24 protein-coding genes are annotated in these 22,760 nt (G+C 71.2%); 16 read left to right on the plus strand and 8 right to left on the minus strand.

Going from position 1 to position 22,760, the window contains the following annotated elements; translation table 11 throughout:
- Nucleotides 1-159 precede the first annotated feature (159 nt).
- Nucleotides 160-315 carry a hypothetical protein gene (locus AC4BEG_RS33755; RefSeq protein WP_490703465.1) on the minus strand — a complete coding sequence of 52 codons (156 nt, stop codon included), beginning with the start codon at nt 313-315 and terminating at the stop codon, nt 160-162.
- 140 nt (nt 316-455) lie between these two features.
- Between AC4BEG_RS33755 and AC4BEG_RS33760 the strand changes: the two genes are divergently transcribed.
- Nucleotides 456-1,451: an ornithine cyclodeaminase family protein gene (locus AC4BEG_RS33760; protein WP_490703466.1), complete on the plus strand. Its 996-nt coding sequence runs from the start codon at nt 456-458 to the stop codon at nt 1,449-1,451.
- Nucleotides 1,452-1,503: 52 nt separating this feature from the next.
- Here AC4BEG_RS33760 and AC4BEG_RS33765 read toward each other — a convergent pair whose 3' ends face one another.
- Together AC4BEG_RS33765 and AC4BEG_RS33770 are read right to left on the minus strand one after the other, a co-directional pair.
- Entirely contained in the window at nt 1,504-1,950 is a 447-nt protein-coding gene (locus AC4BEG_RS33765; RefSeq protein WP_490703467.1) for a nitroreductase family deazaflavin-dependent oxidoreductase, read from the minus strand.
- A gap of 143 nt (nt 1,951-2,093) precedes the next feature.
- Nucleotides 2,094-2,708, minus strand: coding sequence for a TetR/AcrR family transcriptional regulator (locus AC4BEG_RS33770; protein ID WP_490703468.1), 615 nt, complete (start codon nt 2,706-2,708; stop codon nt 2,094-2,096).
- Between the two features lie 121 nt (nt 2,709-2,829).
- Here AC4BEG_RS33770 and AC4BEG_RS33775 point away from each other — a divergent pair, with 121 nt between their 5' ends.
- The gene (locus tag AC4BEG_RS33775) at nt 2,830-4,299 is read left to right on the plus strand and encodes a cytochrome P450 (RefSeq protein WP_490703469.1); all 1,470 of its coding nucleotides are present in this window, start codon (nt 2,830-2,832) and stop codon (nt 4,297-4,299) included.
- Between the two features lie 2 nt (nt 4,300-4,301).
- Nucleotides 4,302-5,585, plus strand: a complete 1,284-nt coding sequence (locus tag AC4BEG_RS33780; RefSeq protein WP_490703470.1) for an APC family permease — start codon at nt 4,302-4,304, stop codon at nt 5,583-5,585.
- 33 nt (nt 5,586-5,618) lie between these two features.
- Here AC4BEG_RS33780 and AC4BEG_RS33785 read toward each other — a convergent pair whose 3' ends face one another.
- From AC4BEG_RS33785 to AC4BEG_RS33805, 5 genes are all read right to left on the minus strand, one after another.
- Entirely contained in the window at nt 5,619-5,810 is a 192-nt protein-coding gene (locus tag AC4BEG_RS33785; RefSeq protein WP_490703471.1) for a hypothetical protein, read from the minus strand.
- A 167-nt stretch (nt 5,811-5,977) separates the two neighbouring features.
- Nucleotides 5,978-6,946 carry a DMT family transporter gene (locus AC4BEG_RS33790; RefSeq protein WP_490703472.1) on the minus strand — a complete coding sequence of 323 codons (969 nt, stop codon included), beginning with the start codon at nt 6,944-6,946 and terminating at the stop codon, nt 5,978-5,980.
- Nucleotides 6,947-7,008: 62 nt separating this feature from the next.
- On the minus strand, nt 7,009-7,494 hold the full coding sequence (locus AC4BEG_RS33795) for an Lrp/AsnC family transcriptional regulator (protein ID WP_490703473.1): 486 nt from the start codon (nt 7,492-7,494) through the stop codon (nt 7,009-7,011).
- 57 nt (nt 7,495-7,551) lie between these two features.
- Nucleotides 7,552-7,803, minus strand: coding sequence for a hypothetical protein (locus AC4BEG_RS33800; protein WP_490703474.1), 252 nt, complete (start codon nt 7,801-7,803; stop codon nt 7,552-7,554).
- Between the two features lie 104 nt (nt 7,804-7,907).
- The gene (locus AC4BEG_RS33805) at nt 7,908-8,633 is read right to left on the minus strand and encodes a hypothetical protein (protein ID WP_490703475.1); all 726 of its coding nucleotides are present in this window, start codon (nt 8,631-8,633) and stop codon (nt 7,908-7,910) included.
- A 431-nt stretch (nt 8,634-9,064) separates the two neighbouring features.
- On the opposite strand from AC4BEG_RS33805, the gene AC4BEG_RS33810 reads away from it, so the two are divergent.
- The 13 genes from AC4BEG_RS33810 (at nt 9,065) to AC4BEG_RS33870 (ending at nt 22,754) form a co-directional block, all read left to right on the plus strand.
- Nucleotides 9,065-11,884 carry a SpoIIE family protein phosphatase gene (locus AC4BEG_RS33810; RefSeq protein WP_490703476.1) on the plus strand — a complete coding sequence of 940 codons (2,820 nt, stop codon included), beginning with the start codon at nt 9,065-9,067 and terminating at the stop codon, nt 11,882-11,884.
- 437 nt (nt 11,885-12,321) lie between these two features.
- On the plus strand, nt 12,322-12,999 hold the full coding sequence (locus AC4BEG_RS33815; RefSeq protein WP_490703477.1) for a hypothetical protein: 678 nt from the start codon (nt 12,322-12,324) through the stop codon (nt 12,997-12,999).
- A gap of 101 nt (nt 13,000-13,100) precedes the next feature.
- Nucleotides 13,101-13,718, plus strand: coding sequence for a DUF4352 domain-containing protein (locus AC4BEG_RS33820; protein WP_490703478.1), 618 nt, complete (start codon nt 13,101-13,103; stop codon nt 13,716-13,718).
- Between the two features lie 58 nt (nt 13,719-13,776).
- Complete coding sequence (locus AC4BEG_RS33825; RefSeq protein ID WP_490703479.1) at nt 13,777-14,580, plus strand: GntR family transcriptional regulator; 804 nt, start codon at nt 13,777-13,779, stop codon at nt 14,578-14,580.
- Nucleotides 14,581-14,737: 157 nt separating this feature from the next.
- Entirely contained in the window at nt 14,738-15,868 is a 1,131-nt protein-coding gene (locus tag AC4BEG_RS33830) for a TIGR03364 family FAD-dependent oxidoreductase (protein WP_490703480.1), read from the plus strand.
- Between the two features lie 5 nt (nt 15,869-15,873).
- The gene (locus tag AC4BEG_RS33835) at nt 15,874-16,575 is read left to right on the plus strand and encodes a phosphonatase-like hydrolase (protein WP_490703481.1); all 702 of its coding nucleotides are present in this window, start codon (nt 15,874-15,876) and stop codon (nt 16,573-16,575) included.
- A 13-nt stretch (nt 16,576-16,588) separates the two neighbouring features.
- Nucleotides 16,589-17,725, plus strand: coding sequence for an ABC transporter ATP-binding protein (locus AC4BEG_RS33840; protein WP_490703482.1), 1,137 nt, complete (start codon nt 16,589-16,591; stop codon nt 17,723-17,725).
- A 19-nt stretch (nt 17,726-17,744) separates the two neighbouring features.
- Nucleotides 17,745-18,587, plus strand: coding sequence for a 2-aminoethylphosphonate ABC transporter permease subunit (locus AC4BEG_RS33845; protein WP_490707295.1), 843 nt, complete (start codon nt 17,745-17,747; stop codon nt 18,585-18,587).
- On the plus strand, nt 18,574-19,371 hold the full coding sequence (locus tag AC4BEG_RS33850; RefSeq protein ID WP_490703483.1) for an ABC transporter permease: 798 nt from the start codon (nt 18,574-18,576) through the stop codon (nt 19,369-19,371). The genes AC4BEG_RS33845 and AC4BEG_RS33850 overlap by 14 nt, the downstream gene beginning before the upstream one ends.
- 15 nt (nt 19,372-19,386) lie before the next feature.
- Nucleotides 19,387-20,445 carry a 2-aminoethylphosphonate ABC transporter substrate-binding protein gene (locus tag AC4BEG_RS33855; protein WP_490703484.1) on the plus strand — a complete coding sequence of 353 codons (1,059 nt, stop codon included), beginning with the start codon at nt 19,387-19,389 and terminating at the stop codon, nt 20,443-20,445.
- 185 nt (nt 20,446-20,630) lie between these two features.
- Complete coding sequence (locus AC4BEG_RS33860; RefSeq protein ID WP_490703485.1) at nt 20,631-20,786, plus strand: hypothetical protein; 156 nt, start codon at nt 20,631-20,633, stop codon at nt 20,784-20,786.
- A gap of 121 nt (nt 20,787-20,907) precedes the next feature.
- The gene (locus AC4BEG_RS33865) at nt 20,908-22,146 is read left to right on the plus strand and encodes a hypothetical protein (RefSeq protein WP_490703486.1); all 1,239 of its coding nucleotides are present in this window, start codon (nt 20,908-20,910) and stop codon (nt 22,144-22,146) included.
- A 59-nt stretch (nt 22,147-22,205) separates the two neighbouring features.
- Nucleotides 22,206-22,754 carry a glycine-rich domain-containing protein gene (locus AC4BEG_RS33870; protein ID WP_490703487.1) on the plus strand — a complete coding sequence of 183 codons (549 nt, stop codon included), beginning with the start codon at nt 22,206-22,208 and terminating at the stop codon, nt 22,752-22,754.
- Nucleotides 22,755-22,760: the final 6 nt, after the last annotated feature.

Here is a 22,760-nt window from a genome sequence, read left to right on the forward strand (position 1 = left end):
AGGTTTCGATCCCTGTAGTCACTGATTCCCCTCGTGAAATAAGCGTCGACGACATCAAGTGCGGTGCGTCATCACGATCTTATCCAAGGAAGGGGTGGGGAAATGCTGGGATCGAGTGGGGGCGGCGTTGCCGCCGCCCCGCACACGGGGGCGTCGGCGTCAGTCGCGGGGGCGGAGCCGGTTCCAGTCCAGGACTTCCGCGACCTCCCGCAGGATCTGCTCCGCGGCCTCGCGGGTCTGGGTGGGCACATCCCCGTGCTCGGCCACCATGCTGTCGTAAATGGGTACGAGGCCGGATGTGTTCGCGGTTGTCATGGTTGATATGTCTTTCTTGATCAGGATCTGACTCTGCTCGGCTTCCGCTACCCGGCCCGCGCCCACGCATGCGTCGTGACCGCTGTGGCGGGCCTCACGGTGTGCATCGCCACCGCGCGGGCGTCGTTTACGCTGCCCCCATGCTGATCCTCGGCCACGATGACGTCGCCGCCCTGCTGGACATCGATGCGCTGATCGACGCGCTCGCCGCGGCCATGGCCGACCTCAGCGCCGGGCGCGCTGTCGTCCCCGCCCGCACCGGGGCGGCGCTCCCCGAAGACCCGGCGACGATGCTGGTGGACATGCCCGCCTATGTGCCCTCGACCCGGGCTCTGATCAGCAAGTCGGTGTCGGTGTTCCCCGGCAACGCGGGCGGCCCGGTCCCGGTGCGGCAGGGCGTGATGCTGGTGTTCGACCCGGACACCGGAGCTCCCGCGGCGCTGATGGACGCCACCTGGATCACGGCGGCCCGCACCGGAGCCTGCTCCGCGCTCTCCGCCCGGCTGCTGGCCCGTGAGGACGCCTCCGTGCTGGCCGTCCTGGGTACCGGGCCGCAGGCGCGGGCCCATGCGCTCGCGGCCGTCCGGGTGCGGCCGATCCGCGAGATACGCGTCGCGGGCCGGGACCGCACCAGGACTGCGGCGTTCGCGCGGGAGATCGCACAGGAGGCGGCGGCGAGCGGGGCGGCGGTGCGTGCCGCGGCGTCGTACCAGGAGGCACTGGACGGTGCCGATGTCGTCTGCGCGGCCACCTACGCCGATCAACCGGTCGTCCGCCGCTCCTGGATCGCACCGGGCACGCACATCACCTCCGTCGGCTACAACCCACGGGGGCGGGAGATCGACGACGCCACCGTGGCCGACGCGCTGCTGTTCGTGGAGTCGCGCGCGGCGGCGCTGTCCGCCGTTCCTCCTAACCGCGATCTCGCCGACCCGATCGACAGCGGTCTGATCACCCCCGGCCATGTTCGGGCCGAGTTGGGGGAACTGGTGGCGGGAACGGCCGTCGGCCGTACGGAGGATACCCAGATCACCCTCTACAAGTCGGTGGGCGTGGCGGTGCAGGACGCTGCCGCGGCCGCACTGGTGCTGGCCGCCGCGCGGGAGCACGGAGTGGGGCGGAAGGTCTCGCTCTGACGCCGGACCTCAGGGGGCCGGCGTGGCCCGGATACCGGGGTGGGGGCGTGGCTCAGTGCGGCGTGGCCGCGGGTTCCAGTACGAAGACGGGGATCTGCCGCTCCGTCTTCCGCTGGTAGTCGGCGTAGTCGGGGTACGCCTGGACCGCACGCTCCCACCACAGCGCCTTCTCATCGCCGGTGACCTCGCGTGCCGTCATGTCCTGGCGCACCGGGCCGTCCCGCAGCTCCACTCTGGGGTCGGCCACCACGTTGTGGTACCAGACCGGGTGCTTGGGGGCGCCACCCAGCGAGGCGACGACGGCATAGCGGCCGTTGTGCTCCACCCGCATCAGCGGGGTCTTGCGGATCTTGCCGCTTTTCGCGCCCCGCGTCGTCAGCAGCACGACGGGCAGGCCCCTGATCGTCGTGCCCTTGGTGCCCCCGGAGCTCTCGATCAGCTCGACCTGGTCACGCACCCACTTCTCCGGGCTCGGCCGGTACTCGCCCTGCAGCGGCATGGTCCGCCTCCTCGTCGGTCGGTCGCCGGTCGCCCGGCGACATGCGTCCGGTGCGCCGCACCGGCGGTGACACTCCCGTAACACCGACCGGCCGCCCGGCCATTCCGGAGCGCCTCGACCGCTCGCGCGCCCACCCGGGCGGCTCATGGGGCGGGTGCCAGCGCCCCCATCAGCGCCCTTGCGCACAGCTCGCGCACCTGCTCCCGGGACGGACCGGGTTCGTCCAGCCACTCCAGACAGACGGCGACCATGAAGGCCAGCCAGCCGCGTACGGCGAGACGCAGCGCGCGCGGGTCCCGGGGCGGGTCCACCGCCGAGGGGTCCGCCGCGAGGGCTTCGAGGATCTGCTCCTCCACCCCCGCCAGATACTGCTTGTGCACCGCGCGCACCGTCGGATCGCCCGCCGCCTCCGCGCGGTGGAAGGTGCGGAAACCCGAGGCGTGCTGCTCGACATGGGTGAGGAAGGTGTCCAGGCCGGTGGTGATCTGCTCCTGGAACGACAGTCCGGGCACCGCCTCCGTGAGCGTCAGCATCCGCTCGCTCTCCCGGCGGACCACCGCCGCGAAGAACTCCCGCTTGGTCGGGAAGTAGTGATACAGCAGCCCCCGGGAAACTCCCGCGATCTCGGCCACCCGCTCGACCCACACATCGTCGTAGGGGTGCTGGGCGAACAGCCGCGCCCCCACCGACAGCAACTGCTCCTTGCGCTCCTCGGTGCTCATCCGGCGACGGGTGCGCCCACAGGGGTTGGCGGCCATGGCAGCACCCTACTTGACGCCGGTTCAACACCAGGATCAGACTGAACGCGCTATTGAATCCACGTATAACAAGCGGCGGGGACCTCCCCACGGACCGCCGCGCACGAGGGAGATGGCACATATGGCGCAGACGGCGGGAGCGGCGGACGGCGCCACGGTGCCCAGCGGATTCCGCGGCGCGGAGCTGGGCTGGCCCGAGCTCCACCGCATCCCGCGTCCGCCGCGCCGGCTGCCACTGCTCGGCGATGTCCTCGGGGTGAACCCGCGCACTCCGGTCCAGGACTCGATGCGGATGGCGCGCCGGCTCGGCCCGGTGTTCCGGCGGAAGGCGTTCGGCCGGGAGATCGTCTTCGTCTGGGGCGCGGAGCCGGCCGCGGACCTGGCCGACGAGTCCCGGTTCGCCAAACACGTCGGCCTCGGGGTCGCCAACCTCCGCCCCGTGGTGGGCGACGGGCTGTTCACCGCCTACAACCACGAGCCCAACTGGCAACTGGCACACGACATCCTGGCGCCCGGGTTCAGCCGCACCGCCATGGAGGGCTACCATCGGGCGATGCTGGACGTCGCCGCCCGGCTGACGGACACCTGGGACGGCCGGGAGAAGGCGGGCGCCGCGGTGGACGTGCCCGGCGACATGACGAAGCTGACGCTCGAGACCATCGCCAGAACCGGGTTCGGCCACGACTTCGGCTCCTTCGAACGCGACCGGCCCCACCCCTTCGTCTCCGCGATGGTCGGCACGCTCTCCCACGCCCAGCGCCGCAATGTCCTCCCGCCCGGAGCGGCCCCCCTGATGCGGCGCGCCGAGCGGCGCAACGCGGCCGACATGGCGTACCTCAACCGCACCGTCGACGCCATCGTCGCCGCCCGCCGCGCCGACGGGGCCCCGCGCGGACACGCCGACCTGCTGGACCGGATGCTTGAGGTGGCCCATCCGGAGACGGGTGAGCGGCTGTCCGCGGAGAACATCCGCCGCCAGGTCATCACCTTCCTGGTCGCGGGCCATGAGACCACCTCCGGCGCGCTGTCCTTCGCCCTGCACTACCTCGCGAGCCACCCCGATGTCCTGGCGCGCGCACAGCGCGAGGTGGACCAGGTGTGGGGCGACACCGACGAGCCCGCGTACGAGCAGGTGGCCAAGGTCCGCTATCTGCGCCGGGTCCTGGACGAATCGCTCCGACTGTGGCCCACCGCTCCCGCGTACGCCCGCGAAGCGCTCCACGACACCATGCTCTGCGGGATCCACCCCATGCGGCGCGGTGCCTGGGCGCTGGTACTGACCGCGATGCTGCACCGCGACCCTGAGGTGTGGGGGCCGGACCCCGAGGCGTTCGACCCGGACCGCTTCGCGCCGAAGGCGGTACGCGCCCGTCCCGCCCAGGTGTTCAAGCCGTTCGGCACCGGGGCCCGCGCCTGCATCGGCCGCCAGTTCGCCCTCCATGAGGCCACCTTGGTGCTGGGGCTGCTGGTGCGCCGCTACGATCTGCACCCCGACCCCGGCTACCGGCTCCGGGTCACCGAGCGACTCACGCTGCTGCCACAGGGCCTTACGCTGCGACTCAACCGCAGGAGCCGCGCCGCCCGGGAGTAGTCATGAGCCAGCCGCCGACCGAGTCCGCTGTCCCCGGCTCCGCCGGCCCACCGTCGGAGCTGGGACGCCGGCTCGGTGTGTTCGACGCGGTGGTGGTGGGCCTCGGCGCGATGCTCGGCGCCGGGATCTTCGCCGCCCTCGCCCCCGCGGCACATGCCGCGGGATCCGGGCTGCTGATCGGCCTGGCGGTGGCCGCGGTGGTGGCGTACTGCAACGCCACTTCCTCCGCGCGGCTGGCCGCCCGCTACCCCGCGTCGGGCGGCACCTATGTGTACGGCCGTGAGCGGCTGGGGGAGTTCTGGGGCCATCTTGCCGGATGGGCGTTCGTGGTCGGCAAGACCGCGTCCTGCGCGGCGATGGCGCTGACCGTCGGGGCGTACGTCTGGCAGGACCACGCGCGGGTGGTGGCGGTGGCGGCCGTGGTGGCGCTGACCGCGGTCGACTACCTCGGTGTCCGCAAGGCCGCCTGGCTGACCAGGGTCATCGTGGCCGTTGTGCTGGCGGTGCTGGCCGCCGTGGTGGCCGGCGCGCTCACCTCCGGCGCGGCCGACGCCGCCCGGCTCGACCCGGGCGGCGACACCACCCCCGGCGGGGTGCTGCGCGCCGCGGGGCTGCTGTTCTTCGCCTTCGCCGGGTACGCCCGGATCGCCACCCTCGGCGAGGAGGTGCGCGATCCGGCACGCACCATCCCGCGCGCCGTACCGCTGGCGCTGGGTATCACCCTGGCCGTCTACGCGGCGGTCGCGATCGCGGTGCTGAGTGTGCTGGGCGCTGACGGGCTGGCCGGGGCAACGGCCCCGCTGGCCGACGCCGTCCGCGCCGCCGGGCTGCCGGGTCTGGTGCCGGTGGTGCGTGTGGGCGCGGCGGTGGGTGCGCTGGGCTCGCTGCTGGCGCTGATCCTGGGAGTCTCGCGGACCACCCTGGCCATGGCACGCGACCGGCGGCTGCCGTCAGCGCTGGCCGCGGTCCATCCGCGGTTCGGGGTGCCGCACCACGCGGTGGTGGCTGTCGGAGCCGTGGTGGCGGTCCTGGCGGCCACGGTGGATCTGCGCGGGGCGATCGGGTTCTCGTCGTTCGGCGTGCTGGTCTACTACGCCATCGCCAACGCCGCGGCCTGGACCCTCACCCCGGCCGAGGGGCGTCCGGTACGCGCGGTGCCGGCGCTGGGCCTGGCCGGGTGTGCGGCCCTGGCCTGCGCCCTGCCGCTGACCTCGGTGCTCTCGGGGGCCGCGGTACTGGTCCTCGGGGCCGGTCTGTACGGGCTGCGGAGGGCGCCGGCGTCGTGAGTGTGCTGAGGTCGGATGGAGGTCCGGTGGGGGCTATGCCGCGAGGGGGTGTCCGGCGGCGTGGCCGGGGGTGGGGGAGGGGGTGCTGGACTCCTTGTCGCCGTTCCGCTCCACCGCGGCCGTCGCACCGTCCGCCCGGCTTCCCCGGGCGGGGAACGTCAGGTCCGGTACCTCGACCAGAGGCGGTAGATCGGGGGTGAGCAGGGGCTGCTCATTTCTGTCCATGGGCGACGGGTACCCACGCGCGCCGGGCTCATCCTGCGATACCGGTCACACCTCGGACATCACGGTCAGTTCACGGCCGGACACACCGGAGACACCGGAGACACCGGAGACACCGGAGACACCGGGGAAGCGGGACACCCATCCGTACGCCCGTAGACCCCCGGATATCAGTCGGCCGGGGACGGCTCCTCACGGGGCGCGGTGGTGGGCCGGGACACCGCCACCACCGTGGTCGGCGCCGTGCGCGAGCGGCGCCGGGAGACCCCCACTCCGGCCAGACACAGCGCGCCGCCCGCGAGGGTCAGCAGCGCCGGCACCTCGTCCAGGAACAGCCAGGACATGAGCACCACCAGCGCGGGCACCACATAGGTGGTGGCGCCCATCTTCCCCGCGGTGGTGCGGGCCAGGGCGAACGCCCAGGTGGTGAAGGCAAGGGCGGTCGGGAAGAGCCCCAGATAGACCATGTTGAGCGTGGCGGACAGCGGCGCGTCCGCGGCGTCCGAGACCAGAGCGCCGGTGAACGGCAGACAGGCCACCGTGCCGATGAGGCAGCCGAAGGTGGTCACCTGGAGCGCCCCGGCGTGCCCCAGCGCGGGCTTCTGGGAGACCACACCGGTCGCGTAGGACACCGCGGCCAGTACGCACAGCAGCACCCCGAGTACGGACGACCCGCCCGACCCGGACATCGACAACCCCACGACCACCGCACCGCCGAAGGACACCGCCATCCCGGCCAGCAGCGGTCGCGGCAGTCCCTCGCCCAGCAGCTTGCTGCTCAGCAGCGCGATAAGGATCGGCCCGATATTGACGACCATGGCCGCGGTGCCCGCGTCGACCTGCTGCTCACCCCAGTTGAGCGCCACCATGTAGAGGCCGAACCACAGGACTCCCGAGCTGATGATGCCCGGCCAGGCGGCGCGGGGCGGCAGCCCCACCCGGCGTATGAGACTGATCGTGCCCAGTGCGAGGGTGCCGGTGAGCAGCCGCCCCAGCGCCAGGGCGCCCGGGGAGTACGCGTCGCCCGCACTGCGGATGGAGACGAAGGCCGAGGCCCACAGGAGAACGGTGACGGCTGCCGCCGCCAGCGCGGGCCATTGCTGGTCGGAGCGGGTGTCCGTGGTGTTGCTGATCGTCATGGCGGCGAGGCTAGGCCCCGTTCCTTTCGGCTCTCAACGAAATATGGCGAACGCCGGTACGGCTAGGGCTGCTTGGGCTCCTTGGGCTCCTTGGGCTCTTTGGGCGGCTCGACGGGGCCGCGGTAGGGCAGGGTCCGGCTGAAGACCACGCTGGTCGTGGTGGAGCCGAACCGGGCCAACTCGTCCACGACCTCTTCCAGATGACCCATGGAGGTCGCGGCCACGCGCACGGTGTAGCAGTCGTCGCCGGTGGTGCGCAGACACTCCAGAATCTCCCGGCGCTCCTCGAGCACCCGGTGCAGCGGCTGATGCTGATGACCGGAGTACTTCAGGCGCACCAGCCCCAGCAGTGGGAATCCGGCCTTCTCGAGGTCGACTTCGGCCCGGTACCCGGTGATGACGCCCAGTGACTCCAGCCGCTTGACGCGGTCGGTGGTCGCGGAGGCGCTCAGGCCGACCCGGCGGCTCAGCTCGGTGATCGGCAGTCGGCCGTCCTGCTGGAGCTCGGACAGGATCGACCAGTCAGTGGCATCGAGACTCTCGGTCATTCGGCCACAGTACCGGCAGATCCACGGTGAGAACACCCTGAGGCCGTGAAAAGTCTGTCACCGGGGGCCGGTGCGGGCTCCTCGGGTGACGATCCAGGGGCCGAGCACGGCGGGGTCCTCGTGGGTGTACGCCGACAGATCGCGGAAGTGGTCGTCGGAGATCGGCCCGGTCGCCCGGGTGCGGACGAGCGTCTCGGCCCAGCGCCGGCCCTCGCCGAGACGGCGCAGCAGCCGGCCGGCGTACCAGGGCCGGGCACGCGAGGCGCCGTCGTTCGTCTGCGGCCGCGTCGTGGCTGGTCGCGCACCCACGCGGCGGAGCCGCACATCAATACAGCCCCGCGCCCCTTCGGGGCGCAGCCGCGGCCCCCGCCGCCGCGTACAGCGGAGGCGGGGGCCGCGGCGGGGCGGCGGAATCAGCCCACGCGCTCGATCCGGGCATTGCGGATCAGGTTCTTCCCGGGTTCGCGGACCTGCTCGAACGCGGCGTTGTTGAGCAGGGCGCAGCTGCCCGAGGGTGAGGTGACGGAGACGGTAGTGGACTTGTTGTTATCCAGGTTGGTCACCTTCAGCTTGGTGCCGACCGGGAAGTCGCCGCTGGAGGCGGCCGGGGCCCCGGCCTCGCCGGACAGCGTCACGGTCGAGCCCTTGCATACGACCTCGCCCGCGGCGGCATCGCCACCGGCGTCACCGCCGCCCGCCTGCTCGTCCGCGCCCCCGCCGGCCTGGTCACCGGCGCCGCCCTCGTTGCCCATGCCCTGGTCGCCCATGCCCTCGTTGCCCATGCCCTGGTGGCCCGCGCTCGCGTCGGCCGGAGGTTTGGCCCCGGCCTGGCCCGCGCTCTCGCCGACTTCACAGCCCGACGCCTCCTGCTGGCGCTTGATCTCCTTGATCACGGCCTCGCGGTTCTCGATGCGCGCCTGGGACTGCGCGTCCGGCTTGGCCTTCTGGTCCGCGATGAACTTCTCGTTGTTGGCCAGGGCCTGGGTCAGCCCGGCGCAGGCCGAGGAGGACTGGGCCGCACCCTCGGTGCTGGCGTTGCTCGTCGCCGCCATCACCCCGGCGCCGGTGCCTGCCAGGGCGAGCGAGCCGACCAGCAGGCCGAGCTTCTTCTTGCGGCTGAGGGTCCTCTTGCGTGTCATCTCCGACTCCTTTTTCTGATTGCCCGCATCTCCATACGGGCGGGATAGGGAGTCGTTTCAGAGCGCTCGGAAATTTCTGTCACGAATATTTTTGAGGATTGAACGGACGGGGCATTCCGGGCGGTACCTTAAAGAAGTCTTAAGCGTTAATGAAGCCTTAAGGTGGACTGCCAGGGGCAGCGCTTGACCAGGTCAGCGCACTTGTGAGTGCCGATGGCGGCTCGGATGTGCCAGTAATTCCGGACCGCTGGAAGGTGTTCCGGAAGGTGGTTTCCGCGGATCCGCAGGCGGCGCGGTGGTGCCGATTTCCGGTAGACAACCGGCGCCTGCACCCGCAGGGGTGCTTCCGTTCCCGCCGGGCGGGGCGCGCCGCGATGGAGACCGGCCGCCGAAGATCAACGCAACGCCCCGTGTGATGTAGGGTTTTTGCTATGAATGGGCGACTTGCCCTGCTTGCTGCCGTGGATCGGAACACCACGGAGAGCGAAGCCTTCCGGCTGGCCCTTCAGCACGCGGTGGCCGAGCTCGGCGGTCTCGGCGGCATGGTCCACCTCCGGGGCCCCATGTCCGCGCTGCGTCTGGTGTCGTCGGCCGGGCTGCCCCCGGCGTACACCCTGCCCTGGGAGATCGTCGACCAGGAGAGCGAGGCCGCGCCCGCCCAGGTCGTCCGCCGGGGTGACCAGGTCTGGGTGCCCGAGTCCGCGCCGGAGGCGGCGGCGGAGCTGCCGGACGACCTGGAGCCCCGAACCGGTATGGCCGCCGTCCCCATCTTCGACGGTGACCGCACCGCCGGGGCGGTCACGGTCTTGAGAGGGGACCGCGGAGAGCCGACCGATGAGCAGTGGGCCTTTCTGCGCGCCGTGGCCGCATGGGCCGAGGAGCGGATGAGCCAGGCGCCCCCGCCGGTCCGCCCGCCGCAGGAGGAGTCGATCGGCAACCACCTCACCGCCGCCCGGCGGATCGTGGAGGTCGGCACCTGGGACTGGAACATCCGCACCGGCGAACTGGCCTGGGACGAGGCGGCCATGAAGGTCTTCGGCACCGACCCGGCCGACTTCGTCCCCAGCATCGAGAGCTGGCTGAAGGTCGTCCATCCCGAGGACCTCCCCTCCACCCTGGCCGCCGCCCAGCAGGCGATCCGCGACCGCGGCATCTTCGAGGCCGAGTACCGGGTACGCCGTCCCGACGGCAGCTACGGCTGGACCCAGGCCCGTGCCCGGGTGATCGTCGACGACCAGGGCGAACCGGTGCGGATGGTCGGCCACGGATGGGACAGCAACGAGGCCCGCTCGACCTCCGACGCGCTCAGCCGCGCCCTGCGCCATATGACCGACGGCTTCCTCGCCCTCGACGACACCGGGCGGATCACCTTCGTCAACCTGGAGGCGGAGCGCACCCTCGGGTCCTCCAAGGAGGAACTGATCGGCCGGGTGCTGTGGGAACTGCCCACCCTGCGGCGGGTGTCCGGCCTCGAGGAGCGCTGCCGGCAAGCCACCGCCACCGCCACCCCGTCCGGCTTCGAGATCGAGCTGCCGGACACCGGACGCTGGTACCACCTGCGCCTGGTCCCCGCGCCGGGCGGCACCACCTGCTACTTCTCCGATGTCACCGAGCGGCGGCGGCATGACGCGGAGCGCCGGGCCGCCGAACGCGCAGCCGCCCGCCGCGCCGCCCGTATCTCCGAACTGACCGCCGCCCTCGCCAAGGCGACCACCTCCCGGGACGTGGTGGACGCGGTGGCGCGCCGGGTGCTGCCGCCGTTCGGCGCCAGCGGTCTGATCGTGCAGGCCATCGAGGACAACCGCGGCTACAACGTCGGAGCCGTCGGATACTCCCGCGAGTTCCTGGCGGAGATGGATGGCGACCCCGTCTCGGAGTCCACCCCGATCGCGCACGCGATGCGCACCGGAGAGCCCCTCTTCGTCTCCTCCGTTCAGGAGTACGTCGACCGCTTTCCGACGCTTGCCGACCGTCCCCACACCGTCGGCAAGCAGTCCTGGGCGTTTCTGCCGCTGACCGCTTCCGGTCGGCCCTTCGGCGCCTGTGTGATCAGTTTCGACCAGCCGCGCCGCCTCAACGGCGAGGAACGCACCCTGCTGACCGCGATCGCCGCCCTCGTCGCCCAGGCCCTGGAGCGCGCCCGGCTCTACGACGCCGAGCACACCCGGGCCCAGGAGTTGCAGCGGGGTCTGCTGCCCCGGGAACTCCCTTCGCCGCCCGCCTGCCGGGCCGTCGCCCGCTATCTCCCCGCCGGACAGGGCATGGAGGTCGGGGGCGACTGGTACGACATCATCCCGCTCTCCGCGGAGCAGGTCGCCTTCGTCATCGGCGATGTGATGGGTCACGGGCTGTCCGAGGCGGTCACCATGGGGCGGCTGCGCACCGCCGTACACACCCTCGCCCATCTCGAGCTGCCGCCCGATGAGCTCATGAGCCATCTCAACGAGATCGTGGTCGGCCTCGGCTCGGACTCCTACGCCACCTGTCTGTACGCCCTGTACGACTCCACCACCCGCTGCTGCACCTTCGCCCGCGCCGGACATCCGCCACCGGCCGTGGTGCACCCCGACGGCACCGCGTACTTCCCCGGCGTGATCCCCGACCCACCGCTGGGGGCCGCCGTCCCGCCTTTCGACACCGTCGAACTGACCCTGCCCGAGGGCAGTCTGCTCGCCTTCTACACCGATGGACTCGTGGAGTCGGCGGAGCGCGACATCGACGAGGGCATGGCGCGGCTCGCCCGGCTGCTGCGCGATTCCCGCAAGCTGGATCTGCACCGCGTCTGCGACGCCGTCACCGCCGGTCTGCTCCCGGTCGAGCAGCAGAGCGCCGACGACGCCGCCCTGCTCGTGGCCCGGGTGCACGCCCTGTCCGCCGGGCAGATGGCCTCCTGGCCGCTCCCGGAGGATCCGCAGGCGGCGGGGGAGGCCCGTAAGCACGTCCGTGAACAGCTCACCCTCTGGGGTCTGGACGAACTGGTCATGACCACCGAGTTGCTGGTCAGCGAGTTGGTCGCCAATGTGGTGCGGCATGCCAAGGGGCCGGTGCGGCTGCGGCTGCTGCGCAGCGCCAGTCTGGTCTGCGAGGTCTCCGACGGCAGTCTGACCACCCCGCGGATCCGCCGCGCCCTGGAGACGGATGAGGGCGGCCGCGGACTCCAGCTGATCTCCGCGCTCTGCCAGCGCTGGGGCACCCGTTACACCGCCACCGGTAAGTGCATCTGGACCGAGCAGACACTGCCCCCGTGCTGACCGGCGCCCACGCCCGTGGTGTGCGTCCGCCTGCCGTAGGGGGCGGCGGGGAGAGCGGGGAGGGCGGAACGTGCCACCGCCGACGGGGGGACCGACGCGCACTCAGGTACGGTGCGGGGCACCGTGAGCACGTCGGGCCGCGGTGCTCGGCGGCGACGGTGCTGGTCATCGCGCCGGGCCCGCCCGTACGGCGGAGCGCCCGTTCCGCGGCTCTCTCCGCCGCGCGCCACCACTCTCACCCCGCCCCGGCCACCTGCGCAATTCCCTTGTCGCGCCTCTGACACCGGATCGCCACGGTTTTGACGCGACCTTTACGTCCGCGCACCGCGTGGTGTCGGATGCTCCCGGCTGCCGGTAACCGCCCACTGACCAGTGGCGACGGCCGCCCCGATATCTTCGTGGGACCCCATGACCCCCAGGTGCCGAGGTGAACTCCGGTGGAGTTGAAGCCGTATGAGCTCAAGCGGATCGAAGGACGGCTCGACTCCCCGGCCGACTGGGGCACCTGGTGCCGGATCGGCCGGATTCCCCCGCCACCCGCCGAGGTGCGCATCGCCGCCGGAGGCGGGCGCCTGCGGCCCGGGTTCATCCGTCCGCATGTGCTGCTCGGCTATCTGCTCGTGGCACCGCTCATCCTGCTGGGCCTGGCGATCCCCCTCGGTCTCGCCCTGCTCGGGGGCGCCGTGGACGCCGTCCACCGGGCGTTCTCGGCCACCGCGCGGGAGAAGGCGCGCGGTGAGCGGGCGGAGCGGAAGGAGAAGGAGGAGCGCGATGCCGCGGAACTGACCGCGCACCGGCTCGACGAGACCTTCGACGGCGACTGGAACGGCCGCGCCGGACAGCTCCTGCTGCGCTGGTACGGGATGTCCCGATACCCCCGGAGGCTGCTGCTGCGCACCGACACCCATCTGGTGATCGCCGGCCCACGGGGGCGGGTGAGCACCGGAACCCTCAGGAAGTCGCGGGTGCTGGAGCGGATACCTCTGGAGGAGGTGGCCATCGAGACCCCGCTGCCCGAGCGGTCCGGTCTCAACCGGCTGCGCTTCCAGGATGGTTCATGGCTGGTTGTCACCTATGTCCAGGACGAGGGGCTGCTCGGTCAGCTCAGCTTCTAGACATGGCCCGGCATTTCGGTCTGATCCCTACACATCGTCCCGCTCGCCCGATACAGTACCTCTCCCCCCACGAGCACCAACCACCACATACAGGGGGACGTATGTCCATCCGCACCCCGGCGCTCCTCGTCGCCGTCCTGGGCCTGTCGCTGACCGCATGCGGCACCGAGGGCGGTGGCGCCACCGTCACACCCCGGGCCGGGTCCTCCGCCTCGGCCGCCGGGAACCCGGAGGGCGCCGGCGCCGCGGACATCCCGCGGGACGAACCCGCCACCGGTGGATCCCTGGGTCCGGGGGTGTCGACCGTCGGTGACACCATCAGCCTCAAGGGTGCGGAGGACGGCGAGAAACTGGATGTCACCCTGGTGAAGTGGCTCGACCCCGCCAAGAGCGCCGACCGTCACACCATCCCCTCGCTCGGTAAGCGCTGGGTCGCCGCACAGATCCGGCTCGTCAACACCGGCTCCGCCACCTACCGCGACACTCCGCCGGACTGTGTCCGGGTCGCGGACGCCGAGGGGCAGCGCTACGACGCCACCGTCGCCGATATCGCCGCGGGATCCTCGATGGCGACCCATCTGAAGCTGGCCACCGGTGCCAAGGCCGTGGGCTGGGTGGTCGCCGAGGTGCCCAAGGGGGCCGCGGTGACCTCGCTCCAGTTCATCCCGAGCGGTGGCGCCGCCGACGAGACCGGCCAGTGGGCGGTCCGCAAGGGCTGACGGCCGGGCGGCGGGGCCGTCCGCTCCGCCGGGACCTCCGTCTGCGACGATCACTGACGTGGACTACCCCAATGATCAGGCCCCCGGCGCCCCGGTCCGCGCCGGTATCCCCGAACACGGCCGTGTGCCCAAGTACTACGCGGTGAAGACACAACTCGCCGCACTCCTGGACGACCTCGGCGAGGGCGGCCTGCTGCCCACCGAGCGCGATCTGTCGGAGCGGTACGAGGTCGCGCGCGAGACCGTACGGCAGGCGCTGCGCGAGCTGCTGCTCGAAGGCCGGGTGCGGCGGGCCGGACGGGGCACTGTGGTGGCGGGGCCGAAGCTGGCGCAGCCGCTGGCGCTGGCCAGCTACACCGAGGGCGTACGGCGTCAGGGGCTGCACCCGGGGCGTACCCTCATCTGCCTCGACCGGTTCCCGTGTCCGCAAGGGCTGGCGGACGAGGCCGGGCTCGAGCGCGGCGAACCGGTGTGGCACCTGGAGCGTGTGCTGCTCGCGGACGATGAGCGGGTCGGCCTGGAGAGCACTTATGTCGCGGTGGCGCGGGTGCCGCGGCTGGACACCGACTTCGACCCCGATTCGTCTTTCTACGGCTATCTCCGCGACCGGCTCGGCATCTCCTTCGGCGACGCGGACGAACGGCTGGAGACGGTGCTGGCCACGCCCCGCGAGGCGTTGCTGATCGGGACCCCGCCCGCGCTGCCGATGCTGCTGATCCACCGGGTCTCGCGGGACACCGAAGGGCGTCCGCTGGAGCGGGTCCGGTCGCTGTACCGGGGCGACCGCTTCAGCTTCACGACGCATCTCGGGCAGCGGGCCGGAACGTCGGACAGCGGGCCGGACGTGGATGACAAGAACTAACGGTACAAATCCCGCCAAGAGGGGCGCCCGGCAGGCCAGGGTGCCCCTTTTTCTATTACGGAATGATAACGGGTCTAGGCCAAGATTGGGTGCCCGTTCACCATGGCGTTGCCAACCGGATGAGTCCGGTCCACCCGACCAAAGGAGCGTCACAGACATGCGAGTGATAGTCGTCGGAGCCGGCGTGGTGGGAACCATGCACGCCTGGCACGCCGTGGAACGCGGCCATGAAGTCCTGCACATCGAACGCGAGATGGAGGCCAGGGGCGCTTCCCTGCGCAACTTCGGTCTGGTGTGGGTCAGCGGTCGCGCCGGTGGCGAGGAGCTGGAGACCGCACTGCGCGCCCGGGTGCTGTGGGAGACCATCGGCGACCGGGTCCCCGCCCTGGGCTTCCGGCCCAACGGCTCCCTCACCGTCGTCCGCGACGAGACCGAACTCGCGGTCGCCGAGGCCGCCGCACAGCGCCCCGACGCCGCCGCCCGCGGCTACAAGCTGCTCGGCCCCGACGAGACGCGGCTGCTCAACCCGGCCCTGCGCGGTCCGCTGCTCGGCGCCCTGTGGTGCGAGCGCGACGCCGCGGTCGAACCGCGCACCGCCCAGCGGGCGCTGAAGACCGCGCTGCTCGCCTCCGGCCGCTACACCTACCTCGGCGGGCGCGAGGTCCGCGAGGTGTGCGACGGTTCGAGCGGCCCCGCCGTCCGCGACGACCACGGCGATGTGCACCTCGGCGACACCGTGGTGCTGTGCACCGGAGCCTGGCTGGGCGGGCTGGTCCGGGAACTGGCCCCCGAACTGCCGGTGCGCCGGGTCCGGTTGCAGATGATGCAGACCGCCCCGCTCGGCGAGGAGCTGACCACCTCCGTCGCCGACGCCGACAGCTTCCGCTACTACCCGGCCTACGGCGGCGCCGCCCTGGACACCCTGGCCGCCGCCCGGCCGCAGCCACCCGTCGCCGCCGCACACCGGATGCAACTGCTCATGGTGCAGCGCGAGGACGGCGGGCTCACCATCGGCGACACCCACGAGTACGAGGACCCGTTCAACTTCGACGTCGTCGAGGACCCGTACGACCACCTCACCGCGACCGTCGAAGGTGTCCTCGGCCGCCCCCTGCCGAGGATCCACCGACGCTGGGCCGGGGTGTACGCGCAGTGCACCGACACCTCCCGGGTGATCCACCGGGAGCAGGTACGCGACGGAGTGTGGCTGGTCACCGGTCCGGGCGGCCGCGGAATGACCTGCGCCCCCGCCATCGCCGAGACCACCGCAGACGAACTGGGCTGGTAGGAGACATGACCGAGAACCACAACACCCCCGCCATCGACCTCGCCGTACTCGACATGGCCGGTACCACGGTCGCCGACGGCGGCCTGGTGGAGCAGGCGTTCGCCGCGGCCGCCGAACGGCTCGGCGTCACTCCCGGCTCCCCGGAACACACCCGCCAACTCGACTATGTCCGCGCCACGATGGGGGAGTCCAAGATCTCCGTCTTCCGCCATCTCTTCGGCGACGAGGAGCGTGCCCAGCAGGCCAACACCGCCTTCGAGGAGGCGTACCACGACCTCGTCGACGGCGGGCGGTGCACCGCGCTGCCCGGGGCCGCCGAGGCCATCGAGACCCTGCGGAAGGCCGGGACCAAGGTGGTGCTCACCACCGGGTTCTCCCGCGCCACCCAGGACCGCATCCTCGACGCCCTCGGCTGGCGGGAGCTGGCCGATCTCACCCTGTGCCCCGCCGACGCCGGACGTGGCCGCCCCTACCCCGACATGGTGCTCACCGCGCTGCTGCGCACCGGCACCGACGACGTCCGATCGGTCGCGGTGTGCGGCGACACCTCGTACGACATGCTCACCGGGCGACGCGCGGGCGCGTCCGTCGTGGCGGGCGTCCTCACCGGGGCGCACGGGCGGGAACAGCTGACCGGGGCCGGGGCGACCCATGTGCTGCCCTCGATCGCCGGTCTGCCCGAGCTCCTCGCCGCCCGGGCGGCCTGAGGTGACCGCCGCCATGTCCGAGGCCGCACCGGCCGCCGTCGACAGCCGCCCGGCCGGGATCCGCTTCGACCGGGTGTCCGTCGCCTACGGCAAGCAGACCGTGCTCGACGGACTCGATCTGACCGTGGCACCCGGGGAGCTGATGGCCCTCCTCGGCCCGTCCGGCTCCGGCAAGACCACCGCCCTGCGCGCGGTCGCCGGATTCGTCCGGCCCGTCTCCGGACGGGTGTTCCTCGGCGACCGGGACGTCACCGCGCTTCCCCCGCACCGGCGGGGCATTGGGATGGTTGTCCAGGGCTACGCCCTCTTCCCGCATATGCGGGTCGCGGACAACGTCGCCTTCGGGCTCAAGGCCCGTAAGTCGCCCCGCCGGGAGATCGCCGAACGGGTCGCGGAGGCACTGGAGATGACGGGCATGGCGGCGTACGCCCGGCGGTATCCGCGCGAACTGTCAGGCGGACAGCAGCAGCGTGTGGCCATCGCGCGCGCCCTGGCGATCCGTCCTTCGGTGCTGCTCCTGGACGAACCGCTGTCCGCACTCGACGCCCGGCTGCGTTCCGGGATGCTCGCCGAACTGGCCCGGCTGCACCGCGAGTTGCCCGATGTCTCGATCCTCTATGTCACCCATGACCAGATCGAGGCGCTGACCCTCGCCGACCGGATCGCGGTGATGGACCACGCCCGGCTCCAGGACTGCGGCACCCCGCGGGAGCTCTACCGGCGCCCGCGTACCGAGTTCACCGCCTCCTTCGTCGGCAACGCCAATCTACTGCCGGTGACCCTGGGAGAGGCGGGGCCCGACGGCACCGTCGGCGCCACCCTCGGCGCCACCCGGCTACGGGTCCACGGCGGTGGAGCGCCCGCTTCCCCCGGTGCCACCGCCACCCTGTGCGTACGTCCACATCTGGTCGGGCTCGGACCGGGCCCCAACACCCTGCGCGGCACCGTCGCCGAGGTGCAGTGGCGCGGCGCGACCCACCGCCTGCTGGTGGACATCGAGGGCGCCCGGCTCAAGGCCGACGTCCGTGAACTGCGCACCCCGCCCGCGCTCGGAGCCGAGGTGGAGCTGCACTTCGCCGCCGAGGACGCGGTGCTGCTCCCGGCCACCGCCGCGCCCGAAGCGGTCCTGGGCGGTGGCGGCCATGGCTGAGGTGCTGCGACGGCCCGCCATGGCCCGGAAGACCGCGGGGCGTTCGGTGTCCGGCCGGCTGTGGGCGCTGCCGCCGGTCGCCGCGCTCGGGGTGTTCTTCCTCCATCCGCTCGCCCTCGTCATCCAGCAGTCGTTCACCCCGGACGAGGGCGGCACCTCGACGCAGCCCTACACCGAGCTGTTCGCCTCCGAGGTCTTCCACGAGGCGCTGACCACCACCGTCTGGATCGCCCTCGCCTCCACCGCGGGCTGTCTGGCGCTTGGCTTGTCGCTCGCCCTCGTCATCGCCTTCGTGCCGTTCCCCGGCGGGAAGGCGGTGGCGAAGTTCATCGATGTCTTCCTCTCCTTCCCCTCCTTCCTGATCACCCTGGCGCTGCTGTTCCTCTACGGCACCACCGGCGTGGCCAACGGGCTGTGGACCGGCGCCACCGGCGCGGCCACCGGACCCTTCGATTTCCTCACCACCCCCTGGGGTGTGGTGCTCGCCGAGATCACCTACTTCACGCCCTTCGTGATGCGTCCGCTGCTCGCCGCCTTCTCCCAGCTCGACACCGCACAGCTCGATGTCGCGTCCTCGCTCGGCGCACGCCCGCTGCGGATCGTGCGGCGGGTGATCCTCCCCGAGGCGCTGCCCGCGCTCGCCGCCGGAGGCAGCCTGGTGCTGGTGATGTGCCTCAACGAGTTCGGCATCGTGCTCTTCACCGGGGCCAAGGGCGTGACCACCCTGCCAATGCTCGTCTACACCAAGGCCATCCTCGAGTCCGACTACCCCTCCGCCTGCGCCGTCGCCGTCGTCAACGTCCTTCTCTCGGTGGGCCTCTACGGCCTGTACAGGGTGGTGAGCCGTCGTGCTGGTGCATAGCCGCGCCGCCCGCTGGGGCGTCTGGACCGTGTTCCTGCTGCTCTTCCTGCCCCTGTTCGCCCTGCCGCTGCTCGTCATCGTGGCCGCCTCGCTGTCGCGCTCATGGAGCGGTGTGCTGCCGTCCGGGCCGACCGGCGCCCACTACACCTCCGCCGTCCACGGCGACGCGCTCACCGCGCTGACCACCAGCCTGATCACGGCCGTGGCCGCGAGCCTGCTGGCCCTGGCCGCCGGTACCTGGGCCGCGCTCGCCGCCTCCGGTGCCGGGCGGCGGACGCGCCGGGTGCTCGAAGCGCTGTTCATGCTGCCGGTGGCCGTGCCGTCCGTGGTGGTCGGCCTCGCCGTGCTGGTGGCGTTCAGCAAGCCGCCGATGCTGCTCAACGGCACCCCGTCGATCGTGATCGTCGCCCACACCGTCCTGGTGACCGCCTTCGCCTACCAGTCCGTCTCGGCGGCCTTGGCCCGGCTGGACCCCGCCTACGCACAGGCGGCCGCGGGTCTGGGCGCCCGCCCCGGCTATGTGCTGTGGCGGGTCACACTGCCCCTGCTGCTCCCGTCGCTCACCGCGGCGGCGGGGCTGTGCTTCGCCCTGTCCATGGGCGAGCTCAGCGCCACGATGATGCTCTATCCGCCGGACTGGCTGCCGCTGCCGGTCCGGATCTTCTCGGCCACCGACCGGGGCTCCCTCTTCACCGGCTCCGCGGTCGCCGTCGTCCTCATGGGAACGACGCTGCTCGTCCTGCTCGCCGTCTCCCGCATCCGCACCAGAGCTACCTTCCGCTAGGAGAAGCGAAACGTCATGTCCCGCGCACTCAAGCCGATCGCCGCCGTCGGCGGGGTCCTCGTCCTCGCCGTTTCCCTCACTGCCTGCGGTGGTGCCACCGCCGATCCCCACGCCAAGGTCGTCACCGTCTACAGCGCCGACGGGCTCAAGGGCGAGAGCGGTGACGGCTGGTACGACAAGGTCTTCAAGGACTTCGAGAAGCAGACCGGTATCAAGGTCAAGTACGTGGAGGGCGGCTCCGGCGAGATCGTGCAGCGCGCCGTCCGCGAGAAGGCCAACACCCAGGCCGATGTGCTGGTCACCCTGCCGCCGTTCATCCAGCAGGCCGACGCCAAGGGGCTGCTGGGCCGCTACGCGCCGAAGGGGTCGGACAAGGTGGCCGCCTCCGACAAGTCCGCCGAGGACACCTGGACCTCCGTCGTCAACAACTACGCCGGGTTCATCTACAACAAGAAGCGGCTCAAGACCGCGCCCACCACCTGGGAGCAGCTCCTCGACGGTTCGTACCGGGGCAAGGTGCAGTACAGCACCCCCGGGGTCGCGGGTGACGGTACGGCGGTGGTCATCAAGGCCATCCATGACTTCGGCGGCAAGGAACCGGCGCTGGACTATCTGAAGAAGCTCCAGTCCAACAACGTCGGCCCGTCCTCCTCGACGAGCAAGCTGGCGCCGAAGGTCGACAAGGGCGAGGTCCACGTCGCCAACGGCGATGTCCAGATGAACTACGCCCAGTCCCGGTCCATGCCGAACCTCGGCATATGGTTCCCGGCCAAGCGAGGCGGCAAGCCCACCACCTTCCCGCTGCCCTACGCCGCCGGGCTGGTCAAGAACGCGCCCCACGAGGGCAACGCCAAGAAGCTGCTGGACTTCATGCTTACCGCGGCCGCCCAGAAGCAGGTCAGTGAGATCGGCGGCGGATTCTCGGCCCGTACGGACATCAAGGCCACGGACGCCAACGCCCGCGCGCTGGCGGAGATCATGAAGGGCGTCCAGATCTTCCACCCGGACTGGAAGGACATTGACGACCACCTCGACGCGTACATCGACGGCTGGAAGTCGGCCACCGGCAGCTGATGTCCCGGGATCGAAGCGGTCCATGGCGCTGAGTGCGCGCCATGGACCGTTTTGGTTTGGCCAACTGGCTTGATTTGACCGTCTGTTGACACCCCATTGACGATTCTTTTACTGTCTGAACGCGGCGGCAGCAACATCAACTTCAACCGCCCACCCTTCCCCCTTCCCTATTCCGGAGGTGTCAGATGGAGCAGCTGATCAAGAAGATGGCTCAGGACGAGGTCTGGAAGAGCTGGGTCGCCGCCAACTCCGCGCAGGGCGGCGCCAAGGACGGCTGTATCAGCGCGTCCCCGAAGGAGGGCTGCATCAGCGCGGCGGGCAAGACGGGCTGCATCTCCTGACCCGTCGCTCCCCGAACCGGGGTGGGGCGGCCGGGCTCAAGCGGACCGGCGGCCCCACTTCGGCATGCTCACGCCCCGCCCGTGCGGGGCCTTCGCTTCTTCGAGGACACCCAAGGTGGCCATGGACGACCAGCCGACACCGGACATCATCGACCACGTACGGGACATCCCGCTCTACCGCGAGTCGATCGAGCGGGGACACTTTCCCGTACTGGAAAAGACGGAGATAGCCCGCCACTTCCCGCACAACTGGATGACACCGGAGCTCGCCCGCGCCCTGGAGACCGGCGCGGCGGAGTATGTGCTGTCCACCGGCACCAACCACGCCCGGATGCGGCTCATCCGGCCCCCGTACTTCCTGCTCCACTCCTACTACCGGCTGTGGAGCGAACATCCGGACATCGCCCACACCTGGCACGACGGATGCCAACGGGTCTCGCTGACCACCGTGCTCGCCACCGAACACGTCGCCCGGGTCAACGCCGCCAAGCGCGGCGGCGAACCGGAGGAGGTCCCCTCGCCCGCGGAACGGCGGCTGGACGACCGCACGCTCTATCTCAACCTCCGGCTGGACCCCGCCCTCTGGGAACGTGCGGAGGTGGAGCGGATGCTCACCGAGATCCGCGGCGTCTGCGCCGCCCACCCCCAGGGCCGCTATCACCTCGACTGCTCCGGCTACCATCTGGCCCATCTGGTACGGAAGGCGGACCAGTGGGGGATGTGGGACGACTTCCCCCGGCCCGCCAGCATCATCCACGCCTACGAGTACACCCCGCGCGGCGTACGGCGGTATCTGCGCGAGCACTTCGACTGCCCCGTCATCGACCTCTTCGGCAGTACCGAGCTGGGCTATCTCTATTACAGCGACCGCGACGGCCGCTATCACCCCTATCTGGACCGGATGAGCGTCGAACTGCTCCCCGTGGCGCCCGACAGCGATATCCACCGGCTTGTGGTCACCAGTGTGCGCAATCCCTATATGCCGCTGATCCGCTACAACTCGGGCGACTGCGTCCGCACCCTCGACGGCTCGTCCGACCCCGGAAGGGTCGCCGCCTTCTGCGGCCGTGAGAAGGAACTGCTGAACACCGCGCGCGGGCCGGTGGCGCAGGCCGACCTCGACGACCGCATCGACTCCGTCTCACCCCGGATCTTCCTCCACCAACTGGTGCTCACGGGGGAGAAGGAGTGCCGGTTGCGCTACACCACCTTCGACGACCGCCCCCTGGAGGCCGAGGAGACCGCCGTCCTGGAGCACGGCACGGCCCAACTGACCGGACTCCACTGCGTCCTGGAACACCGGACCCAGCTGCCCATCGGCACGTCCGGCAAGTACGCCTGGCTCGCCACCGAGCGCTGAGCCCCGGGTACCGCTCCCGAGCACCGACCACCCGCCCCCCGACCACACACGGACGGCCCATGACCCCACAGAGCACCCAGCCCCAGGTGTCGGCGGAGGAGCTGACCGGCCTCCTCGGCGAACGACTGCACCACGAGGTGGTGGGCTACGCCACCGGCAGGACCGACGCCGGCCCGGAGTACGCCGAGCGCCAGGTCCTCGAATGCCTCCGCTACCTCTATCTCGTCTCCCGCCACCGCGACCGGCTCAGCGGGCTCTTCCTGCCGGTCGAGCAGGACATCGACGAGATCTGGCACTATCTGATCCTCCAGACCCGGGAGTACCGCACCCTGTGCGAGGAGCGGCTGCCGGGCCGCTGCTTCATCCACCACCGCAGCATCGCCTACGGGGACTACCAGCGGGAGCCGGGCCGGGAGCGGGCCATCGAGGAGGCGCTGCGCTGGATCCCCCTCTACCGTGCGGCGTTCGGGCCCTTCGACGAGGGCGCGCTGCCGCACTGGACCGTGGTGCGCTTCCTCCATACCCGGATGAACATGTCGCTGGCGGAGATCTCGGCACTCGAACCGCTCGAACCGCTGGAACCAGTGGGTCCGCTCGCCGCCGGATAACCTGCC

The sequence above is a fragment of the Streptomyces sp. JLBJ103 genome (assembly GCF_058215575.1).

Bases quoted from the DNA above. Each gene is read 5' to 3' on its own strand.
- AC4BEG_RS33865 (WP_490703486.1), top strand. From the start codon at position 20,908: ATGGACGACCAGCCGACACCGGACATCATCGACCACGTACGGGACATC.
- AC4BEG_RS33770 (WP_490703468.1), bottom strand. From the start codon at position 2,708: ATGGCCGCCAACCCCTGTGGGCGCACCCGTCGCCGGATGAGCACCGAG.
- AC4BEG_RS33790 (WP_490703472.1), bottom strand. From the start codon at position 6,946: ATGACGATCAGCAACACCACGGACACCCGCTCCGACCAGCAATGGCCC.
- AC4BEG_RS33805 (WP_490703475.1), bottom strand. From the start codon at position 8,633: ATGACACGCAAGAGGACCCTCAGCCGCAAGAAGAAGCTCGGCCTGCTG.
- AC4BEG_RS33760 (WP_490703466.1), top strand. From the start codon at position 456: ATGCTGATCCTCGGCCACGATGACGTCGCCGCCCTGCTGGACATCGAT.
- AC4BEG_RS33765 (WP_490703467.1), bottom strand. From the start codon at position 1,950: ATGCCGCTGCAGGGCGAGTACCGGCCGAGCCCGGAGAAGTGGGTGCGT.
- AC4BEG_RS33820 (WP_490703478.1), top strand. From the start codon at position 13,101: ATGTCCATCCGCACCCCGGCGCTCCTCGTCGCCGTCCTGGGCCTGTCG.
- AC4BEG_RS33775 (WP_490703469.1), top strand. From the start codon at position 2,830: ATGGCGCAGACGGCGGGAGCGGCGGACGGCGCCACGGTGCCCAGCGGA.
- AC4BEG_RS33810 (WP_490703476.1), top strand. From the start codon at position 9,065: ATGAATGGGCGACTTGCCCTGCTTGCTGCCGTGGATCGGAACACCACG.
- AC4BEG_RS33845 (WP_490707295.1), top strand. From the start codon at position 17,745: ATGGCCCGGAAGACCGCGGGGCGTTCGGTGTCCGGCCGGCTGTGGGCG.
- AC4BEG_RS33830 (WP_490703480.1), top strand. From the start codon at position 14,738: ATGCGAGTGATAGTCGTCGGAGCCGGCGTGGTGGGAACCATGCACGCC.
- AC4BEG_RS33855 (WP_490703484.1), top strand. From the start codon at position 19,387: ATGTCCCGCGCACTCAAGCCGATCGCCGCCGTCGGCGGGGTCCTCGTC.
- AC4BEG_RS33785 (WP_490703471.1), bottom strand. From the start codon at position 5,810: ATGGACAGAAATGAGCAGCCCCTGCTCACCCCCGATCTACCGCCTCTG.
- AC4BEG_RS33795 (WP_490703473.1), bottom strand. From the start codon at position 7,494: ATGACCGAGAGTCTCGATGCCACTGACTGGTCGATCCTGTCCGAGCTC.
- AC4BEG_RS33840 (WP_490703482.1), top strand. From the start codon at position 16,589: ATGTCCGAGGCCGCACCGGCCGCCGTCGACAGCCGCCCGGCCGGGATC.
- AC4BEG_RS33780 (WP_490703470.1), top strand. From the start codon at position 4,302: ATGAGCCAGCCGCCGACCGAGTCCGCTGTCCCCGGCTCCGCCGGCCCA.
- AC4BEG_RS33870 (WP_490703487.1), top strand. From the start codon at position 22,206: ATGACCCCACAGAGCACCCAGCCCCAGGTGTCGGCGGAGGAGCTGACC.
- AC4BEG_RS33860 (WP_490703485.1), top strand. From the start codon at position 20,631: ATGGAGCAGCTGATCAAGAAGATGGCTCAGGACGAGGTCTGGAAGAGC.
- AC4BEG_RS33755 (WP_490703465.1), bottom strand. From the start codon at position 315: ATGACAACCGCGAACACATCCGGCCTCGTACCCATTTACGACAGCATG.
- AC4BEG_RS33835 (WP_490703481.1), top strand. From the start codon at position 15,874: ATGACCGAGAACCACAACACCCCCGCCATCGACCTCGCCGTACTCGAC.